Consider the following 12,951-nt stretch of genomic DNA (forward strand, 5'->3'; position numbering starts at 1 on the left):
TCGCTTTCAGGGCAACTCCAGCCCGCCCGCGGCTTTGTGCAACTTTCTCAAATGTTCGCCAACCTGCTTCAGGTTGGCTTCATTGGCGGCCATCTCGGCCGCCCGGCTCGGTTCGAGCAGCGCCCTCACTTCCTTGTCCAGATCGCCGGTCAGCGCTTGAAGCTGTTTCTGCCGCAGGCTGCTTTCCGATTCCAGGCGTTGCCATTCATTCGGCTGCGGCAAGCCATAACCTCCGGTACCGAGCAACTCCGCCGGACGGCTGAGAAAGCCACTGTTGGCGAGAATCTGCTGCAAGGTCGCGTTGGCCTTGTCCATGCCGCCGTTCTTCAATTCACGTGCGCCCAGATAGCGCTGTTTCACTTCGTCCTGGGCCAGTACCAACTGTTGGCGAAAGGCGGCCTGCTCCAATAACAGCAATGCCGCACTGGTGCGCAAGTCGGCCCGGTCAATCCATTGCCGGCGTTCGTCGGCTTTCAATGCCAGCCAGTCTTCGACCTTTTCCTGCTTGATCGGCAGGTGCTTCTTCAGCACGTCGAACATCGCTTGATAACGATCGCGGAAGGAGTCGAAGCGATAACCCAGGCGCAGCGCTTCGCGAGGATCGTCCAGCACGCTGGTATCCGCCAGCCCGCGACCCTTGAGCACTTCCAGCAAACCATTGGGCATGATGCTGTCCAGCCCGACCAGCTGCGAATTGTTGGTGCCGCTGCGCAACAGTTTCAATCCTTCTACCGCGCAGTTATTGGACAGGAAGAAATAATTGCCGTCGTAGCTCCAGTGCATCTCGGCGGCATGCTCCACCACGTCTTCGATTTCGTTGCGCGACAGGTTCAGCGGCACCGAGGCCAGGCTGCGCAGTTCGGTCTTGGTGTATTCGTCGATCACCTGAGCCAGCGGCAGGACAAACAGGCGCGACGGGTATTTACCCACCAGGCCGTCCCAGCTCGACAGCTGTACATCACCGACGAAGGCGCGGTAGGACAGCACCAGATGCTGATCCAGATCCAGCCGGCAATCCGGCCCGCGTGGCCGACCGGGTGCACAGATCACCAGGCGCAACATACTGTGGCCCCAGCGGCTGACCCAATTCTGGTTGGCTTCGGCCAGCAGATAGTCGACGGCGTACACCCGTTCCGGGTCGACCTGGCCCAGGGGTTGTTTGGCGAAGTCGTTGCCGGCATTGAGAAACGCAAAGGATTTGCCGCAGGTGTCTTTGGCGGCAGGCGCCCAGCCGAAATGGTCCTGGTAGTAGCGGTACAGCGCAGGACGGCGACAGGCGTAGCTCGGGTCGAGCAGGAAATACTCCATGTTGACCGCGACGAACTCCTTGGGGCTGCTCGTCTCGTAGATGTCCGGGCTGCGGGCAATTTGTCGATTGTACTGTTCGCGCTCGCCCCGGCGGCCGACGTACTGCGGCCAGCCGGCAAGGTCGAGCAGGCGTGGGTCGTCGCTGAGGGTAAAGCGTCGATCGGCCTGACCGCGACATTCGTCGGGCATGCCGATCAGCCCTGAGCTGCTGTTACGCCGGGTGCAGCGCTGAATCAGCGTGCGCTCCGCGCCTGGCCACAGCCGCGAGCGGTCATAGATGTGAGTGAGTTCGTGCAGCACCGTCGCCAGCATTTCCCTGCGCACAGTGCCGTGGGGGCGATACGTTTTCTTGGTCGCAGCGCTGCCGTCGGTGAGGCTGGCGAGCAGGTTGCGGTTCAGGTCGAGTTCGGACACCAGCGACGCCTGCCCGTAGGCATCGGCGGGCATCTTATCGATCCAGCCGACGTCGATCCTGCGGTCGAGTTGCTCGATGAAGCGCGGCGGCAATGCCAGCATGGCCTCATCGAGCAGCGCCTGACTGGCCTGCTGTTGTGCAGGGCTCAGCCCTTGGGTCTTGAGCTGTAATTGCAGGCCAGCCTGGGCCGTGTTGCCAAGCAGCAACAGGACCCCGGCCAACAGCCAGGCGACAGGCGACATCACAGTGCGAGGATGGCTTCGGCGAGAACCTGATCACTGGCATCCCGGGCTTCGGGGACGCGGGTGCGCAATGTGTCGAAGGCAGCTTCCAGTTGTGCACCGCGAATTTCACCTTCGCTGGCAACGAAGCTGGCCGCATCGTCGTGGGCTTCGCGGATGATTTTCGAATCGCGAATGGACGTGGTGGTGTCGGATGTGAAATCAATGGTGCGCCGGGAGGCATCGATGATGATGTTACTGGTGGCGACCAGGGTGTGCGCCTGGGTCACATCGGCCAGCAACAACAGGCCAAGGGCAGCAGCAATCAGGGGGCTACGCATGGAACGACTCCGCAGATAAGGATAACTATTGGACGAGAATTGCCTGCGCCAGTTCAAGGTCGCTTGCATGAAGTTTTGGTCGGGTGTCGCGCAGATAGGCCAGGGCAGCCTCCAGTTGCGCGCCCCGCAGTTCGCCGTCACTGGCGATGAACGCCGCAGCGTCATCCTGTGCGGCGAGTAGCAGCTTACGGTCAAAGGGGGCGGCGGACACCATGGTGGTGGCGTAGCCGGTGGCGACGATGCCTTGTGTCGACAGGTTGAAGGCGTCGTAGGCATGTGCCGAACCCACCCAGCAGGCTGTTGCGAAAAACGGAATGATCAACAAATTTGAAAGAAAACGCATGAGACTCGATAGCTGGAAGCGAGTCTCAAGGCTAGCGCAACGCCCGGTCTAGAGCCAGCGTTGAAACATTGGGACACTACGCGCGAGTCCCAATGTTTCAACGCTGAACGGTGTCGCTTAGATCGTCAGGATGGCCTGGGCCAGTTGCGCATCCGTGGCGCTCAGCTGAGGAGCCTGCTGACGGATGTGGTCAAGGGCGCTTTCCAGTTTCACGCCACGGATGGCGCCTTCGCTGGCGACGAAGCTGGCAGCGTCGTCTCGGGCAGCGCGCACGATCTTGTCATCGCGAAAGGACGACGTGACATCGGAGGTCGCATCGGAGGTGGCCTTGAGTGCGCCCACGACGGCATCGGTGGTCACGATGAAGCTGGTGGCGTGGGCATTGGCTGCCACGGCAAGCAGGGCTGCAGCGCTGAGCAGGCGAAGACGGGACATGATGTAACTCCTTTGGTGAACCGATTGGGGGTGGCGCAGTGTCTGGATATCAGACGCCTGTGATACCGCGTTCGCCACGTTCTGGTTAGATTTTAGGCCGGCAGTGATGGATTCGAACAGTCATTTGGAGAAACGATATATGTAGCTGTCGAAGTGTACTGGTTAAAACTAATGTGCGAGAAACTGTACTGGTATGGATTTTCCAAGCCCTGAAACGACAAAACCCATCGTGGTTTCCCACGACGGGTTTTGTTTATTCAATTCGGGTTGCTGGCGGTGGACCCTGCAGGTCAGAGCCAGCGACGCTACTTAGCGCCAGAACGGCTTGCTCAGCTCTTCGTAGCGTTGTGCTTCGCTAATCCCGGCATCAGCCAGCAGACGCGAATCCAGACGAGCCAGTTGATGGCGGCTGGAGATGCGGCGCTGCCACAACATCAGGTTGGCGAGAACGCGCAGAGGCATGGAAGCCTGGGTTTTTGCAGTGGTGTCTTCGAAGAACAGTTCGGAACTGAGTGTACGTTCCATGGTTAGCATCCTTCCGCTTGTGGCGGGATTAGGTAGTGGTTTAACTGATGCCAATGATCCTCTTGTTTGGCCAGTCCCTGTAGATACAGTTCACCTGTATTGTGAGGGACCAGTTAACTGTTAATAGGCGGTGTACTGGTCAAAATTGAGGCAACTGTACCTATCCGCACCTATATGGTGCGAAATTGATCCTTTGACTGGGAAAGGTAGGGAAATCTTGTAGGAAAAGACCGGTACAGCAGTACAGTTTTAAACACATTTCTGCTTGGCAATAGCAGGCTGACGAAACTGTGTTTGCGTCAGCCGCTATCTGTATTCCCTCACACGGCAAGCATGCGCCCGGTTTCTTCGAGGTTCATGTGCCAGCTCAGTGCGTCGCGCAAGATATGCGGGGTATGACCACCGATTGCGCAGGCCGCTGTGAAGTAGTCATCCAGCGCCTGGCGATAGTCCGGGTGCACACAATTGTCGATGACGACGCGAGCCCGCTCCCGCGGTGCCAGGCCGCGCAGGTCGGCCAGGCCGATCTCGGTGACGAGGATGTCCACATCATGCTCGGTGTGGTCGACGTGGCTGACCATGGGCACGACGCTGGAGATCGCGCCGCCCTTGGCGATCGACTTGGTCACAAAGATCGCCAGGTGCGCGTTGCGCGCGAAGTCGCCCGAACCGCCGATCCCGTTCATCATCCGCGTGCCGCAGACATGGGTGGAGTTGACGTTGCCGTACAGGTCGAATTCCAGTGCGGTGTTAATGCCGATGATGCCCAGTCGGCGCACCACTTCCGGGTGGTTGGATATTTCCTGTGGACGCAGGACCAGTTTGTCCTTGTAGCGCTCCAGGTTGCCGAACACATCGGTATTGCGACGAGCCGACAAAGTGATCGAACTGCCCGATGCAAAAGTCAGCTTGCCAGCATCGATCAGGTCGAAGGTCGAGTCCTGCAGCACTTCGGAGTACATGGTGAGGTCTTCGAAGGGGGAATCGATCAGGCCGCACATCACCGAGTTGGCGATGGTGCCGATCCCGGCTTGCAGCGGGCCCAGCTTGTTGGTCATGCGTCCGGCCGCCACTTCCTGCTTGAAGAAGTCGATCAGATGGTCGGCGATGGCCTGGGTGTCCATGTCCGGTGGCAGTACTGTAGAAGGCGAGTCGGGCTGATTGGTGATCACGATGGCGACGATCTTTTCCGCCGGGATCGGGATGGCGGTACTGCCAATCCGGTCGTCAACCTTCACCAGCGGGATCGGCGTGCGAGTCGGGCGATAAGTCGGGATATAGATGTCGTGCAGACCTTCCAGGTTCGGATTGTGCGCCAGGTTGATCTCAACGATCACCTGTTTGGCGAAAATCGCAAAGCTGGCCGAGTTGCCGACCGAAGTGGTCGGTACGATGTGGCCCTGTTCGGTGATCGCCACGGCCTCGATCACCGCGATGTCCGGCAGCTTGAGCTGCTGGTTGCGCAGCTGTTCCACGGTTTCTGAAAGGTGCTGGTCGATGAACATCACTTCGCCGGCGTTAATCGCCTTGCGCAGCGTGCTATCGACCTGGAATGGCATGCGTCGTGATAATACGCCGGCTTCGGTGAGCTGTTTGTCGAGGTCGTTGCCCAGGCTCGCGCCGGTCATCAGGGTGATTTTCAGCGGAGTCAGTTTGGCGCGTTCGGCCAATGCGTGCGGCACGGCCTTGGCTTCGCCGGCGCGAGTGAAACCACTCATCCCGACGGTCATGCCGTCCTCAATCAGAGCGGCAGCGTCAGCGGCGCTCATCACTTTATCCAACAACGAAGGCAAGCGAATACGATCACGGTACATGGAGGTTTATCTCGGGTAACGAAAGCAAGGTGTGCAGTCTAGTGATTTGAAAAAAATCCGTCCCGCTACCATGGTCGAATGCCGAGCCCTGATTTAGAGCCTTTGGTCGGGTTAGCGGGGCATTTTACGGGCAATAAAAAACCCCAGCCTGCTAAAGGCCGGGGTTTGGGGTATTGCGTTGGAGCAGGTTTTACTCGACGGCTTTAACCATGTCTTCGATGACTTTCTTGGCGTCGCCGAAGACCATCATGGTTTTGTCGAGGTAGAACAGTTCGTTGTCCAGACCGGCATAGCCGCTGGCCATCGAGCGCTTGTTGACGATGATGGTCTTGGCCTTGAACGCCTCGAGAATCGGCATGCCGGCAATCGGCGACTTCGGATCGTTCTTCGCCGCCGGGTTGACCACGTCGTTGGCACCCAACACCAGCACCACGTCGGCCTGGCCGAACTCGGAGTTGATGTCTTCCATCTCGAACACCTGGTCGTAAGGCACTTCAGCCTCGGCCAACAACACGTTCATGTGGCCGGGCATGCGCCCGGCAACCGGGTGGATCGCGTACTTCACGGTCACGCCGCGATGAGTCAGCTTCTCGGTCAGCTCTTTCAGCGCGTGCTGCGCCCGTGCTACGGCCAGGCCGTAGCCCGGAACGATGATCACGGTATCGGCGTTGGTCAGCAGGAAGGTCGCGTCGTCAGCCGAACCGGATTTCACCGGGCGGGCTTCTTTCGAGCCGGCCGGGCCAGCCGCATCTGCGGTGTTGCCGAAGCCGCCGAGCAGTACGTTGAAGAATGAACGGTTCATCGCCTTGCACATGATGTACGACAGGATCGCACCGGACGAACCCACGAGCGAGCCGGCAATGATCAGCATCGAGTTGTTCAGCGAGAAACCGATACCTGCCGCTGCCCAGCCGGAGTAGCTGTTGAGCATGGACACCACCACCGGCATGTCCGCGCCGCCGATCGGGATGATGATCAGCACGCCGAGCACGAAGGCCAGGGCCAGCATCAGGGCGAAAGCGCTGAGACTGCCAGTGAGCATGAAGGTGATACCCAGCGCCAGCGTCGCCAGGCCTAGCACCAGGTTGAGCTTGTGCTGGCCGCTGAATTGCACCGGCGCGCCCTGGAACAGGCGGAACTTGTATTTGCCCGAGAGCTTGCCGAAGGCGATCACCGAGCCGGAGAAGGTGATTGCACCGATGGCGGCGCCGAGGAACAGCTCCAGACGGTTGCCCGCCGGGATCGAATCACCCAGCTGTTTAACGATACCCAGCGATTGCGGCTCAACGACAGCGGCGATGGCAATGAACACGGCGGCCATACCGATCATGCTGTGCATGAAAGCGACCAGTTCCGGCATCTTGGTCATTTCAACGCGCTTGGCCATGATCGAACCGGCGGTGCCGCCGACCAACAGGCCGACGATGACGTAACCGATCCCGGCAGTCGCGAGCTCAGCGCCCAGCTTATAGATGAGGCCCACGGTGGTGAGGATTGCCAGCGCCATGCCGAGCATGCCGTAAAAATTGCCGCGTCGGGACGTGGTCGGGTGCGACAGACCTTTGAGGGCCTGGATGAAGCAGATCGACGCGATCAAGTAGAGCGTCGTGACGAGGTTCATGCTCATTACTTGGACGCCTCTTCTTTAACCGCTTTCGGGGCTTTTTTCTTGAACATTTCAAGCATCCTGCGGGTGACCAGGAAGCCACCAAACACGTTCACCGCCGCCAGCGCTACCGCCAGGGTGCCCATGGTCTTGCCCAGTGGCGTCACGGTCAGCGCCGCCGCCAGCATGGCGCCGACGATCACGATGGCCGAAATGGCGTTGGTCACCGCCATCAACGGCGTGTGCAGAGCAGGTGTAACGTTCCAGACCACGTGATAACCGACATAAATCGCCAGCACGAAGATGATCAGGTTGTAGATACCGGGGGAGATAAGCTCTTCCATCGTCTGAATCCCTGCTTAGGCGTTTTTGCGGATGACTTGGCCGTCGCGGCACATCAGGCACGCGGCGACGATATCGTCTTCGAGGTTGATCTCGAACTGGCCTTCTTTGTTGAAGACCAGCTTCAGGAAGTCCAGCAGGTTGCGCGCGTACAACGCCGAAGCATCGGCCGCGACGGCGCCGGCCAGGTTGGTCGGGCCGCAAATGGTCACGCCATTTTCGACCACGACCTGGTCGGCTACGGTCAGCGGGCAGTTGCCGCCCTGGGCTGCCGCGAGGTCGATGACCACCGAGCCCGGCTTCATCTGTGCCACGGTTTCCGCGCTGAGCAGCGTCGGCGCCTTGCGGCCCGGGATCAGTGCGGTGGTGATGACAATGTCAGCCTGCTTGGCGCGCTCGTGCACGGCCAAGGCTTGGCGCTGCATCCAGCTGGCGGGCATGGGACGCGCGTAACCGCCGACACCGACGGCGCATTCGCGCTCTTCATCGGTCTCATAAGGCACGTCGACGAACTTGGCGCCGAGGGATTCGATCTGCTCTTTTACTGCAGGACGCACGTCAGACGCTTCGATGACTGCACCCAGGCGTTTTGCCGTGGCAATGGCCTGCAAACCGGCGACGCCGGCACCCAGAATCAGTACACGCGCCGCTTTCACGGTGCCCGCAGCGGTCATCAGCATCGGCATGAAGCGCGGATAATGGTGAGCCGCCAGCAGCACGGCTTTATAGCCGGCGATGTTGGCCTGGGAAGACAGCACGTCCAGGCTCTGGGCGCGGGAGGTGCGTGGCGCGGCTTCCAGCGCGAACGCGGTAATGCCGCACTCGGCCAGCTTGGCAATGGTTTCATTGCTGAACGGGTTGAGCATGCCCACCACAACGGTGCCGCTCTTGATCAGCGCGAGTTCGCTGTCGCTGGGAGCGACCACCTTGAGAATCAGCTCGGCGCCAAACGCATCGTTGGCGCTGCCAATGGTTGCGCCTGCCGCTTCATAAGCACTGTCGACAACACTGGCACTAATGCCGGCGCCGCTTTGGACCGTGACCTTATGACCCTGGCCGATCAGCTTCTTGATGGTTTCCGGGGTTGCAGCAACCCGCGTTTCACCCGTCTGGGTTTCGAGAGGAACACCAATGTGCACGTCAAATCTCCTGCGTGATCTTATTGAGTAAACCCATGCACTACGGATGGTGCGGCTGGGGCGGCCGATCAGCACGATCCCGCCAAACAAGGGCGGGGCGCGGCATTTTGCAGGCGAACTTTGTGCCCATCAAGGGATTATGACGGGTGACGGAAAATTAACTACAAGTCACCCCGTGACCGAATGTCGCAACCTGATGGATCAATCCCTTGCAGGCCGTGCCTTGCAAGGACTTCGCTAAAAAATGATCTATTTGCACATCGGTGAGGTGAATGAGGGGTAATTGTTGCGTAATGGATGCTCAAGGCCAGGTTTCAGGCGCTTATGGGACGTTTGTACAGCCTCACGGTACAGTTTGCGAATTTGCGACAAATATTTATATCTGTAGGGTTTTGAGTTTATTGACTACGGGGTCAGCTAATTGCGCCGAGCCTTCAAGCGCGAAGGTTGTAGCTGTGTGCCTGATTAACCAGCCAATCGCGAAAAGCCCTTAAAGAGGCCGATTCGACCTTTCGCTCTGGAATCATCAGGTAATAAGCCTTGATGCTCGACAGTGCCTGGGGGTTGGCGATCACCAGGCGCTTCTCCGCCAACTCCCGCTGAATCAGGAACGGCGGGATCAGCGCAATCCCCATATCGTGCATGGCCGCTTGGGCCAGCATGGAGAATAGCTCGTAACGCGGTCCTGTCATGTCTCGCGGGATATTTAGGTTCTGCGAGTTGAACCACTGGCGCCAGGCATAGGGGCGAGTGGTCTGCTGCAGCAGGGGCAGGTCGGCGATTGCACCGGGTGTCAGATGGGTCTTTTTCCCCAGCAGGTCAGGGCTGCATACGGGCATCGGGCTTTCGCCCATCAGCCTGTGGGATTCGGTGCCCGACCAGTCAGCGTCGCCAAAATAGATCGCCGCGTCGAAGTCGGTGTCGGCAAACAGGAAGGGTCGCGTTCGGTTGGTGAGGTTGACCGTCACTTCCGGGTGTTGTTGCTGGAAGTCCTTGAGCCTTGGCAGCAGCCATTGAGTACCAAAGGTCGGTACTACGGCCAGCTCGATCACATTGGTGCCCTGCTGGCCCATCACCGACAAGGTGTCCCGTTCAACCGCATCGAGCTGGGTGGCTACCCGTCGGCTATAGGACAGTCCGGCTTCTGTCAGCTTGACCCCACGGCGCGAGCGGCGGAACAGTTCGACGCCCAGAAACTCTTCCAGGCTGGCGATCTGCCGGCAAATCGCGCCCTGGGTCAGCGAAAGCTCCTGGGCGGCCTTGGTAAAGCTTTCGTGGCGCGCTGCCGCCTCGAAGCTGATCAGGGCGGTCGTGCTGGGTATTTTCCTTCGCATGTACGGCAACCTCACTAATACAGCGCATAAAAGCCATTTCGCGACCTTTCGGAGTGAGAAATTAGCACAACAGTATGCAAAATCCTCGTTTGCCCTGACGCCGAACCCGGCCTAGGATCAATCCACGATATTTGACCCGATTCGAGAGGACACACTCATGGGCGGTAAAGCTAGCTTCAACTGGATCGATCCCCTGCTGCTGGATCAACAGCTCACCGAAGAAGAGCGCATGATCCGCGATACTGCCGAGCAATTCGCTCAGCAGAAACTCGCGCCGCGCGTTCTCGAAGCTTTCCGCCATGAAAAGACCGACCCGGCGATCTTTCGCGAGATGGGCGAAGTGGGCCTTTTGGGGGCGACCATCCCTGAGCAGTACGGTGGCAGCGGCTTGAACTATGTCAGCTACGGCTTGATCGCTCGTGAAGTCGAGCGTGTCGACTCCGGTTATCGCTCGATGATGAGCGTGCAGTCTTCGCTGGTGATGGTGCCGATCAACGAGTTTGGTACTGAAGCCCAGAAGCAGAAGTACCTGCCGAAACTGGCTTCCGGCGAATGGATCGGCTGCTTCGGTCTGACCGAGCCGAACCATGGTTCCGACCCGGGTGCGATGCTTACCCGTGCGCGTAAAGTGGAAGGCGGTTACAGCCTGACCGGCAGCAAGATGTGGATCACCAACAGCCCGATCGCCGATGTATTCGTGGTCTGGGGCAAGGATGACGCCGGCGATATCCGTGGCTTCGTGCTGGAGAAAGGCTGGAAAGGCTTGAGCGCCCCGGTGATTCACGGCAAGGTCGGCCTGCGCGCATCCATCACCGGCGAGATCGTCATGGATAACGTGTTTGTCCCTGAAGAGAACATCTTCCCGGATGTCCGTGGTTTGAAAGGTCCTTTTACCTGCCTCAACTCGGCGCGTTACGGTATTTCCTGGGGCGCACTCGGTGCCGCCGAATTCTGCTGGCACACCGCGCGCCAATACACCCTGGATCGCCAGCAGTTCGGTCGTCCATTGGCCGCCACTCAGCTGATCCAGAAGAAGCTGGCCGACATGCAGACGGAAATCACCCTGGCACTGCAAGGTTGCTTGCGTCTGGGCCGCATGAAGGATGAAGGCACGGCTGCGGTCGAGATCACCTCGATGATGAAGCGCAACTCCTGCGGCAAGTCGTTGGATATTGCGCGCATGGCGCGCGACATGTTGGGCGGCAATGGCATCTCCGATGAATTCGGCGTTGCTCGCCATCTGGTCAACCTGGAAGTGGTGAATACCTATGAAGGTACGCATGACGTCCACGCGCTGATCCTCGGACGTGCGCAGACCGGCCTCCAGGCGTTCTATTAACAGGAGAACGTCCATGGGCGCGCTATCGCATCTACGGGTACTGGATTTATCACGGGTGCTGGCCGGGCCGTGGGCCGGGCAGATCCTTGCCGACCTTGGTGCTGATGTAATCAAGGTCGAGCGGCCGGGCAATGGTGATGATACGCGCGCCTGGGGGCCTCCTTTCCTGAAAGACGCCAATGGCGAGAACACCAGCGAAGCGGCCTATTACTTGTCGGCCAATCGCAACAAGCAATCCGTCACCATCGACTTCACGCGCCCGGAGGGGCAGAAGCTGGTGCGTGAGCTGGCAGCCAGGTCGGACATCCTGATCGAGAACTTCAAAGTGGGAGGTCTGGCGGCTTATGGGTTGGACTATGAATCGCTCAAGGCCCTCAATCCGAACCTGATCTATTGCTCGATTACCGGGTTTGGCCAGACGGGGCCTTACGCCAAGCGCGCGGGTTATGACTTCATGATCCAGGGGCTGGGCGGGCTGATGAGTCTGACCGGGCGACCGGAAGGCGAGGAAGGGGCCGGGCCGGTGAAAGTCGGCGTGGCGCTGACTGACATCCTGACCGGACTCTACTCGACAGTGGCGATCCTGGCGGCATTGGCTCACCGCAATCAGGACGGCGGCGGTCAGCATATCGATATGGCGCTGCTGGACGTTCAGGTGGCTTGTCTGGCGAACCAGGCGATGAATTACCTGACGACAGGCCATGCTCCGAAGCGCCTGGGTAATGCTCATCCGAACATCGTGCCTTATCAGGACTTTCCTACGGCGGATGGCGACTTCATCCTCACCGTGGGTAATGACGGGCAGTTCCGCAAGTTTGCCGAAGTCGCGGGTCAGCCGCAGTGGGCGGATGACCCACGCTTTGCGACCAACAAGTTGCGGGTGGCGAACCGTGCGCTGTTGATTCCGCTTATCCGCCAGGCAACGGTGTTCAAGACGACTGCCGAGTGGGTACTGCAGCTGGAGCAGGCAGGCGTGCCTTGTGGGCCGATCAATGATCTGGCTCAGATGTTTGCCGACCCTCAGGTCAAGGCGCGAGGTTTGGCGATTGATTTGCCTCATGCGCTGGCCGGGATGGTGCCGCAGGTGGCGAGTCCGATTCGACTGTCCGAGACGCCTGTGGAGTACCGCAATGCGCCTCCTTTATTGGGCGAGCACACGCTGGAGGTTCTGCAGCGGGTGTTGGGCCTGGATGCAGACGCGGTGGCTGCCTTTAAAGAGGCCGGAGTGCTTTGAGGGCTCCTTCTATATAGAAGGGGCGGTTTTCCTTTCTCCAGCCGGGGGCGGACGGCTGTTTTTCGGCCATTGGTAAGTTATTGATAGGAAAGCGGAATTTAGGGCTTGACGGCAGATTCTGGAAGTCTATAATTCGCCCCACTTCCGGCGCAGTCGAAACGGAAAACTCCTTGGTAAACAAAGAGTTACGCAGTTTTCGACAGTGAGTTGCTTCAGTTCATCGAAGCCCAGAAGGAGTTGATCAGGCAGTGTGTTGTCGCCTTATCAACGGTTCGATCTTCTCGGTCGAAAGCGGAGTAAAAGAGGTGTTGACAGCAGCGAGTAACGCTGTAGAATTCGCCTCCCGCTGACGAGAGATCGGAAGCGCCAAGTGGTTGAAGTTACAAAGGAAACTTTGAAAACTTCTGAAAATAACCGCTTGACAGCAGCAGAGGAAAGCGTAGAATGCGCGCCTCGGTTGAGACGAAAGTTCTTAACCAACCGCTCTTTAACAACTGAATCAAGCAATTCGTGTGGGTGCTTGTGGAGTCAGACTGATAGTCAACAAGATTATCA

At 59.0% G+C, this 12,951-nt stretch carries 12 protein-coding genes; 2 read left to right on the forward strand and 10 right to left on the reverse strand.

Annotated features, from left to right (window positions below):
• Positions 1-6: 6 nt before the first annotated feature.
• The 10 genes from BZ163_RS34595 to BZ163_RS34640 all read right to left on the reverse strand — a co-directional run bounded on the left by BZ163_RS34595 (position 7) and on the right by BZ163_RS34640 (position 9,823).
• The gene (locus BZ163_RS34595) at positions 7-1,965 is read right to left on the reverse strand and encodes a DUF4105 domain-containing protein (protein WP_128874702.1); all 1,959 of its coding nucleotides are present in this window, start codon (positions 1,963-1,965) and stop codon (positions 7-9) included.
• Entirely contained in the window at positions 1,965-2,285 is a 321-nt protein-coding gene (locus tag BZ163_RS34600) for a DUF2388 domain-containing protein (protein ID WP_128874703.1), read from the reverse strand. The genes BZ163_RS34595 and BZ163_RS34600 overlap by 1 nt, the downstream gene beginning before the upstream one ends.
• A 25-nt stretch (positions 2,286-2,310) precedes the next feature.
• Positions 2,311-2,628, reverse strand: coding sequence for a DUF2388 domain-containing protein (locus tag BZ163_RS34605; RefSeq protein ID WP_128874704.1), 318 nt, complete (start codon positions 2,626-2,628; stop codon positions 2,311-2,313).
• Positions 2,629-2,745: 117 nt separating this feature from the next.
• Complete coding sequence (locus tag BZ163_RS34610; protein ID WP_064675289.1) at positions 2,746-3,063, reverse strand: DUF2388 domain-containing protein; 318 nt, start codon at positions 3,061-3,063, stop codon at positions 2,746-2,748.
• A gap of 309 nt (positions 3,064-3,372) precedes the next feature.
• A complete protein-coding gene (locus BZ163_RS34615; RefSeq protein ID WP_128874705.1) occupies positions 3,373-3,588 on the reverse strand; it encodes a DUF1127 domain-containing protein in 216 nt (71 codons plus the stop codon).
• A gap of 320 nt (positions 3,589-3,908) precedes the next feature.
• The gene (locus BZ163_RS34620; RefSeq protein WP_128874706.1) at positions 3,909-5,402 is read right to left on the reverse strand and encodes an acetyl-CoA hydrolase/transferase family protein; all 1,494 of its coding nucleotides are present in this window, start codon (positions 5,400-5,402) and stop codon (positions 3,909-3,911) included.
• A 190-nt stretch (positions 5,403-5,592) separates the two neighbouring features.
• Complete coding sequence (locus BZ163_RS34625) at positions 5,593-7,029, reverse strand: NAD(P)(+) transhydrogenase (Re/Si-specific) subunit beta (RefSeq protein ID WP_128874707.1); 1,437 nt, start codon at positions 7,027-7,029, stop codon at positions 5,593-5,595.
• A complete protein-coding gene (locus tag BZ163_RS34630) occupies positions 7,029-7,352 on the reverse strand; it encodes an NAD(P) transhydrogenase subunit alpha (RefSeq protein ID WP_017335806.1) in 324 nt (107 codons plus the stop codon). The genes BZ163_RS34625 and BZ163_RS34630 overlap by 1 nt, the downstream gene beginning before the upstream one ends.
• Positions 7,353-7,367: 15 nt before the next feature.
• Complete coding sequence (locus BZ163_RS34635) at positions 7,368-8,489, reverse strand: Re/Si-specific NAD(P)(+) transhydrogenase subunit alpha (RefSeq protein ID WP_128874708.1); 1,122 nt, start codon at positions 8,487-8,489, stop codon at positions 7,368-7,370.
• 434 nt (positions 8,490-8,923) lie between these two features.
• Positions 8,924-9,823 carry a LysR family transcriptional regulator gene (locus BZ163_RS34640; protein WP_128874709.1) on the reverse strand — a complete coding sequence of 300 codons (900 nt, stop codon included), beginning with the start codon at positions 9,821-9,823 and terminating at the stop codon, positions 8,924-8,926.
• Positions 9,824-9,980: 157 nt separating this feature from the next.
• On the opposite strand from BZ163_RS34640, the gene BZ163_RS34645 reads away from it, so the two are divergent.
• Positions 9,981-11,162: an acyl-CoA dehydrogenase gene (locus BZ163_RS34645; RefSeq protein ID WP_128874710.1), complete on the forward strand. Its 1,182-nt coding sequence runs from the start codon at positions 9,981-9,983 to the stop codon at positions 11,160-11,162.
• A 13-nt stretch (positions 11,163-11,175) separates the two neighbouring features.
• Entirely contained in the window at positions 11,176-12,396 is a 1,221-nt protein-coding gene (locus BZ163_RS34650) for a CaiB/BaiF CoA-transferase family protein (RefSeq protein ID WP_128874711.1), read from the forward strand.
• The last annotated feature ends 555 nt before the right edge of the window (positions 12,397-12,951 follow it).

The sequence above is a fragment of the Pseudomonas sp. VI4.1 genome, assembly GCF_002029345.1.
In the GTDB taxonomy this organism is placed as follows: Bacteria; Pseudomonadota; Gammaproteobacteria; order Pseudomonadales; family Pseudomonadaceae; genus Aquipseudomonas.